The following is an 18,124-nucleotide window of genomic DNA, read 5'->3' on the forward strand; positions in this document are numbered from 1 at the left end:
TCTGACTTAGAAGCGATAGTCTAAGGTTAAGCTGGCACTTCGCGGCGTACCGTATTGGAATTGGCTGTATTGACCGACTTGGCTGTAGTAGCTTTTATCTAAGGCGTTGTGCAGGTTTGCGCTGAGCTTAAGTTGCTCGGTGAAGGCGTAACTCGCCATTAGACTCGCTAGCGCGTAAGAGCCTTGCTCGACTTCGACTTTGCCAAGTGGCGAATTAACTGTTTGGTAGACGCGGCTCTGCCAGTTAACCCCCGCACCTATTTGCAATTTATGCCAATCACCGCCAAAGGTATAAGTGGTGAAGAGTTTTAATTGCTGGCGTGGTGAAGTGGTACTGACACGTTTGCCTTCAGGATCTTCGCTAGTGAACTGGGTGTAACCTAAGTAAAGATTCCAGTCATCAGTGATTTTACCCGTCGATTCAAATTCGAATCCCTGTGTTTTTGTACCGTTTACGCCTTCATACACTTGCGTTGTTGTTCCTGGGATCACATCGCCAGTGCTGACTCCGACATTGTCTTGCCTGATCTCAAACACCGACAGCGACATATCTAAAGCCTCATCGAACAGGCTCGCCTTAATCCCGCCTTCGTAGTTTTTCCCTTTGACTGGATCTAGGTAGCTTTTATCGATTCTTTGCTTAGTTTGCGGTGCAAAAATATCCGTATAACTGGCATAGAGCGAATATTGCTCGGTCAGGGCGTAGGTGAGGCCGAAGTAAGTGGTGAGTTCGTTGCTGATGTTGAAATCGTAACGGCTGCCAAAATTATCTTGGTCGGTTTCCCACTCATTGAGGCGTAATCCGACGAGGACAGCTAACGCGTCGCTGAGATTAAGCTGAGTCGCCACATAGGCTGCACTCTGTTTGGTTTCGCCAAATGAACCCGTGGTATAGGTTTCCTTCCATTGAGGTTTTGGATATTGGAAGTTCGGATCGCGAAAATCCCCCAAAGGCGGTACTGCCGCAGTGGGATAATAGTAGGGATTGGCGAACTCTTGGCGTTGGCCATTCCAGCCAAACATCAATTGATGTTCCTGACCAAAGAGTTGGTATTGTCCTTCGGCGCGCAAATCCACATTGTGTTGGGTGCGACTGCCGTCGACATAGGCGATAGAGCCTGCAGTGGCGCCGATATTGGTTACAGGATCAGGATATCCCGTGGCCCATAGTACATCGAACTCCAATGAGTTATCGCCGTAGGTGTAAGTCCCTTTTAGGTTCCAACCGTTATCTAATCTGTGTTCGAGACTCGCAAAGGTGTTGAGTCCTTGGGTATGCGCCGAGCCCCAATCGGGCGCCGTTGAAGTGGCACGATCATAATTAGTGCGACTGCCATCACTGTAAAATAGCGGTAAACCGCCCGACATAGTGCCGCTCGGCGTAGCATCTTGGTAATCGACACCAAGGGTGAATAAGGTGCTATCGCCAATATCGGTTTCGACTATGCCGTATAGCGTTGTGCGCTGCTGCTCGTACCTGTCTTGGAATGAATCTTTATCCTGATAGGCGGCCACCACGCGACCGCGCACAGAACCCGAATCATTTAAGCCGCTGGAAACATCGACCATACCGCGCACATTATTCCATGAGCCCACACTTAACGAGGTGTTGCCCATAAACTCTTGAGTCGGGCGTTTACGGATAAGGTTAATGGCCGCCGAGGGATTACCGGCTCCCGTCATGAGGCCAGTCGCGCCGCGTACCACTTCTACTCGCTCGTAGATGGCGGTGTCGATCAGATTATCCCCATAGTTGAAGCGGGTGTCGTAGGTGGTGGGCACACCATCGTACAAAATGCTGGTCACGGCAATGCCGCGGGCACTAATACTGTATCTGTCGTTATCCATTGGGCGGGCATTGATCCCCGCAACGCTGGTCATGGCATCAATGACACTATTAAGCTGTTGATCGTTCATCATTTGGCGGGTGATAGACGTGACCGATTGCGGCGTTTCTAGATAGGATAAATCGAGCCCAGTTGCCGTGTTCATCGCTTGGGTTTTATAACGGTTGTCGTGTAAGTCCTTAGCGCCAATGACATTGATGACTTCAATTTCTTTCTGGTGCTTTTTAGTCTTACTATCCGCATCGACAGTGTCAGCTGTGGCATGGGGAACCGTAGCTAACATGGCTGAGCACAGCAATAGCTTCGGGTTAACGAGGGCTTGCCGACAGACGAGTGCGATGCTGGAGAGAGGAAAAGTCTTCATAATGTTGATCTTTAATTCCGTTTAGGTTGGGGGTTAAACAAGCTGGGCCAACATTGGCCCATGCTAAAGTTTCGGGGTTATCCACTTTGTGGTGTGTTAACGTTTCCTTTGCTCAGCGCTGCTAAGCATAGGGCGCTTAAAGGCATGGCTTTGTCTAAAGGCCGCCAAGGGATTGTCGATGCCGCCGGCGAAACGCAGGTTTTTCTCCCTGTCGGCGAGGTCTATCATTTGCTGGTTATTATTCAATTGGATACGATTGAGGCACGTGCGTACAAAGCTGTCCTTAAACAGATCGTATTGGGCAAACTTGTCGGCCAAATGTGGATGCTGGGCTTGGTAATCACGTACATTGTCCGCCACTAACTCCCAGAATTGGCTTTCACTGACACTGGTTTGCTCATCGAGCAGCGGTGCTAAGTAGCGGAAAATACAGTCAAAAATATCCAGTAAGATGTAGTTAAGCTTCATCTCTTCTTCAATGCTTACTGCAAGGCGTTTTACATCATCAGGTAGCGGCTTCGCGCCATTGAGTACCGCGACTTCTTCACCTATGTCTTTCATTAAAATCTTGACTGGCACGTATTCATCGAGCACTAAGATCAGGTTTTCCCCGTGCGGCATAAAGACCAGATCGTAGGCAAAAAAGGCATGTAACAGCGGCGATAAATACAGGTTTAAGTAGCGACTGACCCAATCCTTTGCTGGTAAGCCTGAGGCGGCTATCAAGGCTGCAATAAGGGCCTTATCTTCATGATCCGTATGCAGTAGCGCAGCCATGGTCATCAGATTTTGTTTAGGCTCAATGTGTGGCAGTGGGCTTTCGCGCCACAGGGCAGAGAGCATTTTTTTGTAGGCGCTATCTTGGGTGAGCGCCTGCTCGTAATAATGGTGGTGGTAACCTATGGCGGCAATTTCCTTAAGGATCACAAAGCCTTGTTGGGCAAAGTAAGGATCGTTTTCAACCAAGTTTGCAACCCACGCATTAATTTGCGGTGTGCAGCTCATGTAAAGAGGCGATAGACCACGCATAAAGCCCATATTTAGGATAGACAGCGCGGTTTTGACATAGCACTTTTGCGGTGATGCAAGATTGAAAAAAGTGCGTATCGATTGCTGCACTTGATATTGCTCATTGCCTTCACCAAGATAAACTAGATCGCCACGGGCTATATCGCCGGCAAAGACGCGGGCGATTTTTTCACGCCACTGCCAAGGGTGCACAGGCATAAAGTAGAAGTCCTGTGGATCATGCTGCTGGGTTTTAAGACGTTGTTGGAAGTCAGTGAACTGCTGGCCAAGCTCTTCCTTTAGTAATGCGTTGTGACTCAAGTTTTCGAGGGCGGCAAACGTGGTTTTGTTTTTGCGGACTCCAAGCCAGACTAACTGCATCGGCATCGCGCTTTCAGGGGCAAATTGACGGTAATCCTGCATATCAAAACCAATCCGGCCATTATTGGCAATAAACACCGGATGGCCTTCTGTCATACCCGCTTCTATGCTCTGATAATCAGCTCGCGCCAGGGTGGCGGCGGGGATCGCCTGATGCGCTAACTTGTACGCCTTGCTGTAAAGGGTGCTGGTGATTTCTTCTAAATAGGTTGGTAGTAAGGTTTCGCTGATCCCTAAGTCATTTTTAAGGGAAATGATCAGCGACATCGCATCAAGGATTTGCTCTTGTCCTGCAAGTGAAACGCGGATGGAATCAGCATCGATAGCAAGATGATCGAGCTGATAGTGCCGCGCACTAAAATAATAAGTGCTGTCTTTGAGCCGCAGTTCATAGTGATTGAGCCCCGCTTTTTGCCCGTACAGGGTCGGCGTAATGAGCTTCTCGTGGGTGAATTCGCAGAGGATTTTCTTCACTAAATGACGATTAGCCGCTTGCCAATAGGCGGGAGTCAAATGTTCTGGCATAGAAGTTGATGTTGTCGATAGCGCCGAGCTTTGTTGAGCATGTACTGCTTGAGCATGATGATCTTGCGTTGGCAATGGTTTCATTAATAAGGCTTTTGTGGGTAAGTTCATCTAATTCACCTGAAGAGTCGATAATGTCATGGGAGAGATTGCAGATGCCGCGTGCGAGCTTGGCTTTGCTAGGGTTGGGCTTGCTAAGTATTGTTCTGCTAAGTATTGTTCTGCTAAGTTTGGCAGAGCAGGCATTGACTGATCTGAGCTTGGCAGGGCTGAGGTTGTTTGGGCTAGACTCGTCAAAGAGGGCGTGCTCGATGGTCGAAGGCGCTGGGCCGCAGTGCAAAATCCGAGGAAAGCCGTTTTAGTGCTTAATTGAATCGCTTTTTCATAGCGAATGCCTATCAGGCTATTTAAGCGATGAATTTTGCTATTGAGTTGATCGGGTTCAACCACCAGGCGATTAAAGGCCAGTTTTTCAAGCACGAGCTGCGCTATCGCATCCATCACCTTCAAGGATAAGCCGCTGACGGGTTTACCATCTGGCGGCGCGATAATGAGATGCATACCACAATCACCCGGCGCAACACGATAGTGCTGACCGACTTCATCGTGGACGGGATCGTAGAGTTCCACCATAAATAGCGCTTTGGCCTGCCATTCACCTATCAAGACAAACTTGTGTTCTGTTGTTGCTAACAGATTTTTTATGGCATCAAGGTTCAAGCCCTGCATACCCCAAAACTTGGCGTAATCTTGGTTAAACCAAGACTGTAGTGTTGGAATGTCTTGTGTAAGGTCTAACGCTCTGAACTGAAAACCATTAATGCTCGAAATAGCGGATAGTTGCGTTAAACAATGGTTACTAAATTGGCTTGCCATTATTATGCCTCCTGGTTCGGCGCCATTAAAACCGGCATATTGGTTCCCGCGCCTGAACTCACGGTTGAACTTGCGCCAGAACTTGGAATCTTGGTTGGAGGGATAGTTTGTGGCGCATCAACTTGAGTTTTTCTGTGTGGCGCCTTAGGAAAATGTCTTGGATTAAGATCCAACGTGTTAATTGCATTGGCGCCGCAGGGCTGATGACTGGCAAGTTTGGCTGGATCGAAGGTTTGAAACGCGATATGTTCCTCAATGTGGTAGGGCGCATAACCGAGCACAGCTTTTAAGATGGTGCCGTTGCGATAACAGCCCATACCCAGATCTGGAGAGCTTATCCCATGGGTATGCAAACCGACATTCTGGACAAAAATATCCCCTCGAATATCTATGCTGTAATCACGCTGCACGCTAAGTTGTCCGGCGTCATCGAATTCGACTTGTTGTTTAATACCACTGATAAACTCGGGTAAACGATAGTGGTAACCTGTGCCTAAAATGACGGCGCCCGTTTCTTGCTCAAAGGTGTGATTTTTTTCATTGTGGTGGAAATGCAACTTGAGCATATTGGCTTGGGGCTCGATATGAGTCAGCGCCGCATTCGTCATCAGTCGGCATTGAAAATCGGCCAATAGGCGCTTTTGATATAACAAATCGTAAATGTCGTTTATCAGCTCAGAATTTATTCCTTTGTAGAGTTGTTTCTGGCTGGCGATCAGTGAGCATCTTTGATTAGGGGTCAACTCGTGGAAGTAATCGACATAATCTGGCGAGGTCATCTCTAAAGTAAGCTTGGTATATTCCAAGGGATAAAAACGCGCTGATCGTGTCATCCAATTGAGTTGATAACCATAGGTATCAATATCTTGCAGTAGATCGTAAAACACTTCCGCCGCACTCTGGCCACTACCAATTACTGTGATGGCACTCTGACTCTGCAGGTAGGTTTTTTGCTGCATATAACTGGCGGTATGCATGACCCGTGCATCTTGGATTGGGCAATCCTTTGGTAGATAAGGTTCAGTGCCAGTGCCTAGCACTAGCTTTCGGCATTGATAGGTATGGGTTTTACCACTGCGCCTATCAAAACCTGTAACTCGATAAATACTTTCACCTGCGTTGTAATCCACTTGAGTGACCTTAAAACCAAATTTAAGGTTGCTGAGTTGTTGGCTCACCCATTGGCAATACAAGTTGTATTCGTGGCGAGGTAAAAAGAAATTCTCACGAATATAAAAGGGATAAAGTCTGCCCGTTTGCTTGGCAAAATTAAGGTAACTGTAGCGGCTGGTGGGATCGGCCATAGTCACCAGATCCGACATAAAGGGTGTTTGCAATCTTGAGGATTTGAGTAGCATGCCTGGATGCCAGTCAAAACTGGTTTTAGCATCTAAAAATAAGCAGTTAAAGCCGTCAATAGGTTCTGATAAGGCGGCGAGGCCAAGATTGAATGGGCCAATGCCTATGCCAAGTAGATCAAAGATTTCGCGATCCATTTCTCTTTGCTGTGTACTCACTTACGCCTCCTTGGCAACATGCTGCTGCGTGTTGCCGATCCAGTAATCAGTTACCTAAGGACGCAAACCAAAGTGAATGCGGTTATCAAAATAGACTGTTTGGCTATTTATCTTGCGTTGATCAACTCACTATTTTTAGCTCAGTCCTTAGGCCATTTCCTGCTGTCTCTGTCCCGACAACGGTAGGTAAATTAGCATGTGAAAATATTCAAATGCAAACCATTCTCATTTGTGTGGGGCTGTAGGTTAATACTTTTAACTGATAAATAAGGGGGGCAGATACGGTTAATGGTACAAATAAGTAAATGATAAAGGAGTGATAATTAGGCAGCGTTTTGGGGATGTATCATTTAGGATTTTACGAGCTCTATTTTTATAAAATATATAAATACAGTGGGTTACATTCATGCTTGAGTTGGTTCGAGAGCAGAGGAAAATTGATTTAGGTGGGAGTCATGTCATCCTTATACAATAAACATAGGTGCCGCTAAACGGTCAGTGTAAATCCATTGTAAAGCGTGGACAGGGGGCTCAATGAGCGCTTTGATTTAATACGATTGGTATGATGTAGGTCGTACTGTTTTAGTTTAAGTGAATATGGGCAGGGTAACAGATCGAGCAATTATCGATGTAATTTTTAGTCGCTGTACGCATAAGAGAAGGAGTTCAAGATAAAGCCGTCCTAAAACGGCTTTGAAATAAAATAGTTAAATCGGAAGATTAAGTCGTAAAACTAGCGTAAATCGACAAAATGAGCTGTGATTTTACGCACCAAAGGTAACACCATCAGCAGTGTCGGAAAGGCGACAACCCATGAGATCAGCCAAGCGCCGAGCCAGAGTTCGAGAAATTGCGGTGAAGCGCCAACGCCATTGAAAGTGCTGATCCCAGAAACGATACAACTCATGAGAATAGAGAGAAAAAATGGCATCACCACAGTGGCATACTTGGCCGGTAATTTGGGTGTTCCCAAAAAAGTACGAGGTTTGTTATCGGGTAAAGATTTAGAAATGGTCATCGGATCCTCTAATGGATATGTATCAGGCGAATGATTTGTTACAGGCTAGCACTATACCTTTTTTTATCGACTCAATTCATCCAATTTGTTACCCAAAGCTCGCCTGTTACATTGACCCAATGGCCTAGCGAAATAGGGGATTTCCCAAGTTCATTATCAAAGGGGAGCGGTAGGTTTGATTGCAACAGGTAAATTGTATCTTCGGGTGTTTGGCTGATGTCGATGATTTGTCCTGAAGCTTCAAAGTGACAGTTATGCAGCGGAAACTTCAGATGCTGGTGTGGCGTTTGTTTAATCATATCAGCTTGAAGACTTGCACTTGCTAATCGGCCAAGCAATTCAACTGTGACCCATTGGTTAACCGGAAAGCGAATTTCGGCCTGCTGATCGCTACCTTGGTAGTAAAACCAAATTGGTGCACCATTATCGCATTTACCTGCAACTTCACCTTCAAAACCACAGCCCCAAGGCGTTAATTCGAGAATATAGATCCGATACTGCATAAAAAGTCCGTTTTTCTTCGATAGGGCATTCTATCGAGGAACTGTGACTAAATAAATACGCTGTCAGTGTAGTACTGCGTGAGTGTCAGTATTGCCTTGATAGATTGTGTTTGAGGGAGATAAAGGCTGAGTAAACATAGAGCTTGGTAAATATAAACAAAATAAGCGAGGCGACGAGTCTACCTCACTTATTTTATTTGTAATTGAATTCTTGATTTATATTGGATTATTTAAATCAAGACTCGCTTAGGTTGCAGCCTTCATTGTGCGAGTAAATTCCCCAAGCGTTGCAAGTAGCTTAACTTCATCGTGCTGGTGGGTTTCGATGATTTTTACTACGGCAGAGCCAGAAATCGCCCCCGCAGCGCCCGCTTTGATGGCGGCGCTTACCTGTGAAGGCTCGGCAATACCAAAACCGAGGAGCGGTGGCGGGGCGTTAAAGGCTTTTAATTTAGATAAAATTTCCTCTACCGGCACGCCAGCTTTCGTGTCTGTGCCTGTGACTCCTGCGCGGGATAAGAGATAGGTGTAACCTTCACCACTTTTACTCACTTGCTCCAGGGTTTCACTGTCAGCATTGGGCGGTGCGATAAAAATCGGCGCAATACCATGTGCTTTAGCGGCTTCGCTAAAGGGCGCTGATTCTTCCACTGGCACATCGGCGATAAGTACTGAATCCACACCCGCTTGTTGCGCTTTGGCGTAAAACGCATCTATGCCATTAGCAAACACCAAGTTCGCATACAGCAGCAAACCGATTGGAAGTTCAGGATATTTTGCACGCACTTGCGCCAGTAATTCAAAACACGCCGTTGGAGTCGTGCCTGCGGCTAAAGAACGCAGGTTAGCCCCTTGGATCACAGGGCCATCGGCCAAGGGATCGGAAAACGGAAAACCCAGTTCTAAGGCATCGGCACCGTTTTGTACTAAGGTATCGATAATTTTTAGCGATAACTCAGGGCTAGGATCGCCAAGGGTGACGAAGGGGACAAAAGCGCCACGACCTTCAGTTTTGAGTTTGGCAAAGGTGGCTTGGTAACGGCCAGTGTTGGTAGACGTGTCACTCATGTTTATTATTCCTCTTTACCATTCAAAATGTCAGAAACGGTGAAAATATCTTTGTCGCCACGACCGGAAAGATTGACCACTAAAATGGTTTCCTTGGTGCACTCGCGCGCCATTTTCACGGCATAGGCGATAGCATGCGCCGATTCTAATGCGGGGATAATCCCTTCACAGCGCGCCAGTTGTTGGAAGGCTTCTAAGGCTTCATCATCGGTAGCCGATTCATAACGGGCGCGGCCTGTGGCATTAAGATGCGCGTGCTGCGGGCCAACGGAGGGGAAGTCCAATCCGGCTGAAATCGAGTAAGATTCTTCGATTTGCCCTTCGCTGTCTTGCATCAAAGGCGCTTTCATGCCGAAGAAAATACCAGTCTTACCGTGTTTAAGCGGCGCGCCGTGCATTGGCGTATCTATGCCTTTACCCGCAGGTTCGACGCCAATCAGTTCGACACTTGGCTCGTCGATAAAGTCAGCAAACATACCGATAGCGTTGGAACCGCCGCCAACACAAGCGATAACGGCATCGGGCAGGCGACCTTCACGTTCCAGCATTTGTTTCTTGGTTTCTTCGCCAATAATGCGTTGGAATTCACGCACTATGGTTGGGAACGGATGTGGCCCCGCAGCGGTGCCCAGAAGATAGTGGGCCTTTTCGTAGCTGCCAGACCAGTCTCGCATCGCCTCGTTACAGGCATCTTTTAGGGTGGCAGAACCTGAGGTGACAGGGATCACTTCCGCACCCATCAAACGCATTCTAAATACGTTAGGTGATTGGCGCGCAACGTCTTTGGCACCCATATAGACTTTACATTTTAAGCCTAACAGCGCGCAGGCAAGGGCGGTGGCAACGCCGTGTTGTCCTGCGCCGGTTTCAGCAATAATTTCTTTTTTTCCCATGCGCTTAGCCAGCAGGGCTTGGCCTAACACTTGGTTGGTTTTATGGGCGCCGCCGTGGAGTAAATCTTCCCGTTTAAGGTAGATTTTCACCATAGGATTTGGGCTTAAATTGCGAGTTAAGGTGAGTGCTGTTGGGCGACCCGCGTAGTTTTTCAATAAATCGGTAAACTCGGCTTTAAAGTCGTCATCTTCCTGTGCTTCCACAAAGGCAGTTTCTAATTGCTTAAGGGCTGGCACTAAAATCTGTGGCACATACATGCCGCCGTATTCGCCGAAATAAGGGTTAAGCTTTAACTTTGACATACCTTTTTCCTTATCTTATCAATCAGTTTGTCAGTGGCTTCGATTGTGCTAACAGCGTCTTGGTGTTAACCGCGTAATAGTGTTAACTGAGCCGTTATCTATTTGGCCACTGGCATTAATAGGTTCATATTGTTTGTCGAGCACCAACTGCATCTAGGGCTTCTTGCTTAGCGCGATAGGCTAGAGACGTAAATGGGCAAAAGCCGTTTGGATCAGTTGCGCCGATTTAATTCCTGCTGCGGTTTCTAGGCCAGAATTAAAATCTAAACCGTAAAATCCTTGGGCATTGGCACTGGCCGCATTGTCGGCGTTGAGTCCGCCCGCCAACATGGCATAGGCCTTTTGTGGGCAGAGGGATTTCACATCAATGCTTTGCCAATTGAAGGCTTGGCCCGAGCCGCCAAATTGGTCTGCCGTTTTACTATCAAAGAGATATCGCGATGCTCCCTGAGGTATGTTACCAAGCTCACCCGTTTGCGCATCGACGCTGACGGCTTTCCAAATTTGAGTTGTGAGTCCCGCTTGCTCAAGTCGCTCTGCGAGTTGTGCGATTTCAAGTTCAGTTTCAGTGCCATGCAGCTGTACGGCAGATAACTGCAAACAGGCTGCGGTATCCGTAATGGTGCTTGGCGCGGCATTAACAAACACGCCGACGAATTCAATGGCGGGAGCCGCGGATGCGCGATATTCCCTGAGCAATTGTTCAGCGGCGTTAAGGGTTAACGCGCGCGGGGATTTTTCGGCAAAAATCAGCCCGGCATAGACGGCGCCTGCTGTTGCTGCGGCGCGAATATCTTCCATGCGGGTGAGGCCGCAGACTTTATTGTGACCGAAGATCAATTTACGGCAGGCTAAGTCGATATCAGCCTCAGCCATAATTGAGCTGCCGACGAGGAAACCATCAACCAGTGGACTCAGGCGGCGTACTTGCTGATTGTTGTAGATGCCTGATTCGCTGATCACCACGCGGTCGCTGCCAATATGTGGCGCCAGCGTTTCTGTGGTGGCGAGATCGGTACTCAAATCCCTTAAGTTACGGTTATTGATCCCGATAATCGGCGCATCTAATGCGATGGCGCGTTTAAGTTCTTCTTCGTTACTGACTTCGGTCAGCACATCGAGTTGATACTTAGCGGCTTCTTTCGCTAGGCGGTGATATTGCGCATCATCGAGTACGGATAGCATTAACAGAATGGCATCGGCGCCTTGGTGGGCGGCGAGTTTAATTTGGTATTCATCGACAAAAAAATCTTTGCACAGAATAGGTTGGTTCACCCGAGCGCGCACCTTAGGGATATAGTCCATATCACCTTGGAAAAACTGCTCGTCGGTTAATACCGAAATGCCCGCCGCATATTTTCCGTAAATATCGGCAATGGCTTCTACATCAAACACATCGCGGATAAGCCCTTTGGACGGGCTGGCTTTTTTACATTCTAAAATGTAACCCGCCTTGGGCGCCTTGAGTGCGGCAAATAAACTGCGGTCAGAGATTTTTGGCGACAGACTGGCCTCGGGGAAACGCAGCTTCAGGGCGGCAATATGGGCCGCTTTGGTGTCGACTATACGGGTTAACACATTACTTTTTGGCATAGGGTTTGTTTCTGCCTGTGGCTGAGTTCTCATATCTTGGCTATTTGTTATCAGTTCTTGAGTCATTGCCACTTATTCCTTTGTTTCACTGCTGACTTTAGCTAATTGGCTTAACAATTCAAAGGCTTTACCGCTTTGTATGGTACTGAGCGCAAGTAAGGTTCCTGTTTTCACTGAATCAGCAATCCCACACACATATAAAGCACAACCCGCATTGATGGCGACCGCATTGGCATGCGCATCTGTGCCACAACCTTTCAAAATTGCCTCGGTGATCAAGGCATTCTGCGCGGGTTCGCCGCCTTCTAAGTCACTGATTTGTGCTAAAGGCACACCTAAATCGGCGGGCGTGAGTTGATACTCTATGATGTCGCCGTCTTTTAATTCGGCCACTTGGGTGTTGCCGTGCAGCGCGACTTCATCTAAACCACTGCCGTGCACTACCATAGCGCGTTTTGTGCCAAGCGCCTTTAATACTTTCGCTATCGGTAAGACTAACTCAGGGCTATAAACGCCAAGTAACATAAATTCGGGGCGGGCAGGATTGATAAGTGGCCCTAACACATTGAATAAAGTGCGCGTTTTCAGTGCTTGCCTGACCGGCCCCGCATGCTTTACTCCGCCGTGGTAGTGGGGCGCAAATAAAAAGCACAGGTTCAATGCGTCGAGGCAACGACTGGCGGTGTCTGGTGACATGGTTAAGTCAATGCCAAACTGCGCCAAAAGATCCGATGAACCCGATTTACTCGACACGCTACGATTGCCGTGTTTGGCGACCTTGGCGCCCGCCGCCGCGGCAACAAAGGCCGCAGTGGTGGAAATATTAATGGTATTAAAGCCATCGCCACCCGTGCCAACTATGTCAACGATGCCATTGCTAAGGTTATCGCCATTCGAGTAGGGAAACGTCTTGGCGGCGGCGCGCATCGCATCGGCGGCGCCGCTGATTTCATCAATGGTTTCGCCGCGCATCTTGAGCGCGACTAACATGCCAGCCATAGTGGCTTCACTCATTTCACCGCGAATTAACGCGCTAAAAATCTCAAAGGTGTGCTCGCGACTTAAACTCTTACCTTGGTATAAAAGGTCGAGTAAAGGCTGAATATTGTTTGTACTCATGCATTTACTCCTGCTGTCATGTCTTGGGTCAGAAATGCCAAGGTTTGAATGAGCAGTGTGCTGCCCAGCGTCGTCAGAATTGATTCTGGGTGGAACTGAAACCCAACGGCTCTGTGCTGCGGGTGCAGAATTGCCATAGGCATATCTTCAGTGGTTGCGATCACTTGCAGGCAATCCGGCACTTGAGTGGCGACGAGACTGTGATAACGGGCAACGGGCAGGGGAGAAGGCAAACCGGCAAATACGCCAGTACCGTCATGGAAAGTCGGACTTGCCTTGCCGTGCACCACAAAAGGTGCGCGTGCCACTGTGCCGCCGTAATATTCCACCATGGCTTGATGCCCAAGGCAGATACCCAGCATAGGCACCTTACCCGCAACTTTGGCGATAAGTGCCATCATAGAACCCGCCTCATGGGGTGCGCCAGGACCAGGTGATAACACGAGGGCTGCGGGTACTTGTTCGTTAAGCAGTTTTTCAGCAATAAAATCGGCGGCAACATCGTTGCGGTAAATCACCACTTCACAGCCAAGGCTGCGAAATTGATCCACTAGGTTGTAGGTAAAGGAGTCAAAGTTATCGAGTAGATAGAGTTTCATGTTTGGCTCCTATTTATATTGCACTGAAGAGGATTGAGCTGACGATTCATTTACTGGCGATTCATTGACTAGCAGTCCAGCGCCCATCTTGATGGCTGAAATCACAGCTTGGGCTTTTTGACGGGTTTCATCTGCCTCGCTTTGGGGATCCGAATCAAATACCACGCCAGCGCCCGCTTGAATAAAGGCGGTGCCATTTTTAACAAAGGCGGAGCGGATAACGATGCAAGTGTCCATGTCACCAAGGGCATTAAGGTAACCCACGGCGCCGCCATAACTGCCGCGGCGGGCTTTTTCTGCTTGGCGTACCAGTTGTGATGCACGTACTTTTGGCGCACCGACTAATGTCCCCATATTCATACAGGCCTGATAAGCATGCAGCGCATCTAAATCTTGGCGCAGTTGACCCGTTACGCGGCTGACGAGGTGCATCACGTGGGAATAACGGTCAACTTTTAATAGTTCGGCGACTTTGCGGCTGCCGCTTTGGCTGATGCGTGCGATATCGTTGCGCGCTAAATCGACCAGCATTAAGTGTTCCGACAGTTCTTTTTTATCTAAACGCAGTTCAAGTTCAATACGGCTGTCTAAGTCAAAATCAATCTCGCCCGTGGCGGTTTTACCGCGTTTACGGGTGCCAGCAATCGGGTAAACTTCCACTTGATTACTGCTGGCATCAAATTTGAGCGCACTTTCTGGTGAGGCACCAAAAAGCGTGAAATCTTGGCCTCTGAAATAAAACATGTAAGGGCTAGGGTTCGTCAGGCGCAGGGCACGATAAGCCCCTAAAGTATTCGGGCAAGGCAAACTAAAGCTACGGGATGGCACCACTTGGAAAATATCGCCCGCAATAATGTGTTCTTTCAAATCGATAATGGTTTGTTTGAACACCTCATCGGAAATATTGACTTGCTCAGTTGCGTCAATGGCGACCAGTGTCGGTATATCGGCAGGTGAATTACCCAGAGTTTTACATTGTGTGCTTAAACGCTGTACTCGCTCGCTTAGCGCTGCGGTAATGGTGGCATACTGGTCGGAATCGCCACTAAAATTATGGGTAATGATGTCAGCTTGTTTCAGTTTATGGTCAATAAGGATTAAGGTTTCAGCGAGGTAAAATAAGTAGTCTGGGCAATCGTTATCGCGGTTCGGTACGGCAGGCAGTGGTTCGACAGTATCAATCAAGTCGTAGGCCAGCACGCCACCTAAAAACAGATCCTCAAAGGCGGGCTTGGTCTGGCTGTCAGTATGGGCGCCACAATCAATCTGCTGGATAAACATCCGCAGGCCATCGAGTGGCGAGGTCGATTTTAAGCGTGCATCTTCATCCTGCAGCTGAGTGTCTTTTTGCAGCGTGACCACTAAGGTCAAGTTATCTCTGGCGACATTAACAGCAGTACTAAAAAATAGCGCGATGGGAGTAAGTAAGCTCGCGCCATTGTCGGTCAGTGCGGTGAAGGTCAGCTGATAACCGTCACAGCGGATCATCATGGCGGCATGGGTCATTACCATGCTTTTTAAGTGATCTTTACTGTCGATTTCGGCCGATTCGAGCAACATAGTATGGGGCGCATCTTGGGTTATATGCTGATATAAGCGTAGTGGATCGCTGTGGTAGGTTAATGCCGCCTTGAGTGTGCTTGAGCGTGCGAATGTCTGTTTGGGCATGTTCATATTCCAGCTACCTTATAAAATGTCTTTAACATCATGAGTTATCTCGCTTTCTTAATTTTTTACCCGAGTCTGCCGACATTTTTCGCACCTAACAAAAAAGCCCGCATTTCTGCGGGCTTCTTGTTGATTCTGGTCACTTTCAAATGAGCACAGAGCTTCACACCACCCGCTATGTTGGGAAGTGCCACCACCAAATGATGTTTAATGAAGCGTTAATGTGTGTCATTCAAAAGGGTCTCGCTAATTCAGTAATTGGTGTATAGAAAACCTTAGCTGGAGCTGAATGTCAATTGAATATTTTTCACTTCCTGCGATTTATTCGCTGCAATGATGCATAAAATTGATGTTACTCAGCCACAAAATACGAGATAGCAGCGCATTTGTTAACAAGTTCGCGTACAATAGCGCCATGAATACTCAAAGCATATTGGCTGATCTACATAGCCACACGACCGCGTCCGATGGTCAGTTAACGCCGTCTGAATTGGTGGCAAGAGCCCTTGAAAAGGGTGTGCAGTTATTTGCCATTACCGATCACGACACAGTGGCTGGTTTACCTGAAGCCCGTGCCTTTAATCAGGCTCAATCTACTCCATTGAAATTGATTTCTGGCGTGGAAATCTCTACTCGCTGGAACAGTTACGATATCCACATAGTGGCGCTTAACTTCGATGCTGATAATCCAGCGTTATTAGCATTTTTAGAAAACCAGCGTGAATTACGTGAATTACGGGCTCAAGAAATTGGTCATAGATTAGCTAAAGCCGGCATTGAAGGTGCCTACGAAGGTGCTAAGGCGTTGGCGGGTGATGCGGCATTGAGCCGTGGACATTACGCTCGCTGGATGGCTGAAAATGGTCATGCTGTGGATATGCCCAGCGTCTTTAAACGCTACCTTGCCCGCGGTAAAACTGGTTATGTGCCTAATAATTGGGGTGATATGGCCAGTGCCATTGATATCATCCATAACGCAGGTGGATTAGCCGTGTTGGCGCATCCCAGTGGTTATAAGTTATCAGCTAAGTGGCTTAAGCGCTTAGTGCGTGAATTTAAAGAAGCCGGTGGAGATGCCATGGAAGTGGTGCTTGGCCAGCAAACATTAGACGACAGGGCCAATCTTGTGGCGCTGAGTGTCCAAAACCAGTTGCTTGCATCGATAGGGAGTGATTTTCACTTTCCGAGCAATTGGATAGAATTAGGTAAAAATCTGTATCAGCCCCAAGGTATTGATTGGGTCTGGCAATCGGAATCTTGGATGGAACGACCATGAGTCAGTTTTTTTATGTACATGAAGTAAATCCGCAAACGCGGCTTATTAGTCAGGCGGTTGCCGTATTGAAAAGCGGCGGTGTGATTGTTTATCCCACCGATTCGGGCTATGCCTTAGGCTGCCTGATTGGTGAGAAAGACGCGATGACGCGGATGGCGAGAATTCGTCAAATTGAGAACGATCATAACTTTTCCTTGATGTGCCGCGATTTATCCGAGCTTGCGACTTACGCTAAAGTGGATAATCAGGCGTATCGCATCCTAAAAAGTTGCACGCCTGGGCCTTATACGTTCATTTTCAAAGCGACTAAAGAAGTACCGCGTCGCTTACAAAATGACAAGAAAAAGACCATAGGTATTCGTGTGCCCGACAATGTGATCGCACTGGCGTTGCTTGAAGCCTTAGATGCGCCGCTGATGTCGACTAGTTTAGTGATGCCGAATGCAGAATTTGCCGAGTCTGATCCTGAACAAATTCGTGATTTGCTCGAGCATCAAGTGGATGTGATTATCCACGGTGGTTATTTAGGCGAAAAACCAACGACTGTGATTGATATGTCTGAAGATGGCGCCGAGATTTTACGTGAAGGCGCGGGTGATATCACGCCGTTCCTCTAAATCTGCCACATTAGATTTATCGCTAATGGATGCGGGTAAGTGATTCGGATAGTGGTAGTCAACATTTGGCAGTTTTATCGCCGTAGATTTACAGGTATAATCGCGCGTTTGGCGTTAACCTAGGTTGGATAGCGCAGTGTTAACGGAGCAAGATAGCGGATGCAGGGCACGCAACAAAGTTTACCCTTAGCCGTTATTCGTGGTCAGGCAATGACCGAAATGCCGCTGGATTTGTTTATTCCGCCGGAGGCATTAGAAGTATTCCTCGAGTCCTTTGAAGGGCCATTGGATTTGCTTTTATATTTGATCCGTAAGCAAAAATTAGACGTTGTCGATTTACCCATTCAGCAAATCACCGCGCAGTATTTAGAATATATTACGTTGCTGACTCAGGCTCGAATTGAACTTGCCGCCGATTACTTAGTGATGGCGGCAACGCTTGCCGAGATTAAATCCCGTTTGCTGCTGCCGCGTATGGTGGCCGAAGATGAGGTTGAGGAAGATCCACGGGCACAGCTTATTCGGCAGCTTAAAGCCTATGAAGTGATTAAAGAAGCGTCGCAAAAACTCGATGATTTACCGCGGCTCGAGCGGGATGTATTTCAAGCCAAAGCAGTGGCAGCACCCGACATTAAGCCGTTAATGATCCCGCCAGAAGTTTCGTTGTTTGAAATTGCCCGCGCCTTTGGTGATGTACTCAAACGTATCGATGCCTATGAAGATCATCATGTTAAGCGTGAACAGTTATCGACCCGTGAGCGCATGAGCCAGATTTTAGCCATGTTGAACTCGGAAGATTTTACGGCATTTGAACGTTTATTTACCGTAGCAGAAGGCCGTGCCGGCGTGGTAGTGACCTTCTTAGCTTTGATGGAATTAGTCAAAGAATTATTGGTCGAATTGTACCAAACAGAGCCGTTTTCAACTATTTACGTTAAGGCCTATTAAT

General features: G+C 47.8%; 15 protein-coding genes and 1 other annotated feature. Of the genes, 3 read left to right on the plus strand and 12 right to left on the minus strand.

All coding sequences use genetic code 11. The features are described 5' to 3' along the window. Window positions 1-6 precede the first annotated feature (6 nt). From KO537_RS09205 to KO537_RS09260, 12 genes are all read right to left on the minus strand, one after another. Entirely contained in the window at window positions 7-2,211 is a 2,205-nt protein-coding gene (locus KO537_RS09205; protein ID WP_173496384.1) for a TonB-dependent siderophore receptor, read from the minus strand. A 96-nt stretch (window positions 2,212-2,307) separates the two neighbouring features. Continuing rightward, window positions 2,308-4,236: an IucA/IucC family siderophore biosynthesis protein gene (locus tag KO537_RS09210; RefSeq protein WP_219234299.1), complete on the minus strand. Its 1,929-nt coding sequence runs from the start codon at window positions 4,234-4,236 to the stop codon at window positions 2,308-2,310. After that, entirely contained in the window at window positions 4,237-5,001 is a 765-nt protein-coding gene (locus KO537_RS09215; RefSeq protein WP_219234300.1) for a GNAT family N-acetyltransferase, read from the minus strand. A gap of 2 nt (window positions 5,002-5,003) precedes the next feature. Continuing rightward, the gene (locus tag KO537_RS09220) at window positions 5,004-6,518 is read right to left on the minus strand and encodes a lysine N(6)-hydroxylase/L-ornithine N(5)-oxygenase family protein (RefSeq protein ID WP_173496381.1); all 1,515 of its coding nucleotides are present in this window, start codon (window positions 6,516-6,518) and stop codon (window positions 5,004-5,006) included. A 733-nt stretch (window positions 6,519-7,251) separates the two neighbouring features. Continuing rightward, window positions 7,252-7,536, minus strand: coding sequence for a DUF2798 domain-containing protein (locus KO537_RS09225; protein WP_028761002.1), 285 nt, complete (start codon window positions 7,534-7,536; stop codon window positions 7,252-7,254). A gap of 71 nt (window positions 7,537-7,607) precedes the next feature. Next, the gene (locus tag KO537_RS09230) at window positions 7,608-8,039 is read right to left on the minus strand and encodes a glycerate kinase (RefSeq protein ID WP_105252115.1); all 432 of its coding nucleotides are present in this window, start codon (window positions 8,037-8,039) and stop codon (window positions 7,608-7,610) included. A 246-nt stretch (window positions 8,040-8,285) separates the two neighbouring features. After that, on the minus strand, window positions 8,286-9,107 hold the full coding sequence (gene trpA, locus KO537_RS09235; RefSeq protein ID WP_219234301.1) for a tryptophan synthase subunit alpha: 822 nt from the start codon (window positions 9,105-9,107) through the stop codon (window positions 8,286-8,288). Between the two features lie 5 nt (window positions 9,108-9,112). Then, window positions 9,113-10,303, minus strand: coding sequence for a tryptophan synthase subunit beta (gene trpB, locus KO537_RS09240; protein WP_063884781.1), 1,191 nt, complete (start codon window positions 10,301-10,303; stop codon window positions 9,113-9,115). Window positions 10,304-10,483: 180 nt separating this feature from the next. After that, on the minus strand, window positions 10,484-11,962 hold the full coding sequence (trpCF, locus tag KO537_RS09245; protein ID WP_219234302.1) for a bifunctional indole-3-glycerol-phosphate synthase TrpC/phosphoribosylanthranilate isomerase TrpF: 1,479 nt from the start codon (window positions 11,960-11,962) through the stop codon (window positions 10,484-10,486). Between the two features lie 6 nt (window positions 11,963-11,968). Next, window positions 11,969-13,015, minus strand: a complete 1,047-nt coding sequence (gene trpD / locus KO537_RS09250; protein ID WP_219234303.1) for an anthranilate phosphoribosyltransferase — start codon at window positions 13,013-13,015, stop codon at window positions 11,969-11,971. After that, a complete protein-coding gene (locus KO537_RS09255; protein ID WP_219234304.1) occupies window positions 13,012-13,614 on the minus strand; it encodes an aminodeoxychorismate/anthranilate synthase component II in 603 nt (200 codons plus the stop codon). Before KO537_RS09255 ends, trpD begins: the two co-directional genes overlap by 4 nt. Window positions 13,615-13,623: 9 nt before the next feature. Beyond that, on the minus strand, window positions 13,624-15,282 hold the full coding sequence (locus tag KO537_RS09260) for an anthranilate synthase component 1 (RefSeq protein ID WP_219234305.1): 1,659 nt from the start codon (window positions 15,280-15,282) through the stop codon (window positions 13,624-13,626). A gap of 97 nt (window positions 15,283-15,379) precedes the next feature. Then, window positions 15,380-15,487, minus strand: a sequence feature (Trp leader region). 210 nt (window positions 15,488-15,697) lie between these two features. Between KO537_RS09260 and KO537_RS09265 the strand changes: the two genes are divergently transcribed. From KO537_RS09265 to KO537_RS09275, 3 genes are all read left to right on the plus strand, one after another. Beyond that, window positions 15,698-16,558 (plus strand): PHP domain-containing protein, encoded by an 861-nt coding sequence (locus KO537_RS09265; protein WP_219234306.1) that lies wholly within the window; start codon window positions 15,698-15,700, stop codon window positions 16,556-16,558. Next, window positions 16,555-17,175, plus strand: coding sequence for an L-threonylcarbamoyladenylate synthase (locus KO537_RS09270; protein WP_028760994.1), 621 nt, complete (start codon window positions 16,555-16,557; stop codon window positions 17,173-17,175). Before KO537_RS09265 ends, KO537_RS09270 begins: the two co-directional genes overlap by 4 nt. Window positions 17,176-17,334: 159 nt before the next feature. Then, window positions 17,335-18,123 carry a ScpA family protein gene (locus tag KO537_RS09275; RefSeq protein ID WP_028760993.1) on the plus strand — a complete coding sequence of 263 codons (789 nt, stop codon included), beginning with the start codon at window positions 17,335-17,337 and terminating at the stop codon, window positions 18,121-18,123. Window position 18,124 lies beyond the last annotated feature (1 nt).

Source organism: Shewanella sp. NKUCC01_JLK (genome assembly GCF_019345615.1).
Taxonomy (GTDB): domain Bacteria; phylum Pseudomonadota; class Gammaproteobacteria; order Enterobacterales; family Shewanellaceae; genus Shewanella; species Shewanella oncorhynchi.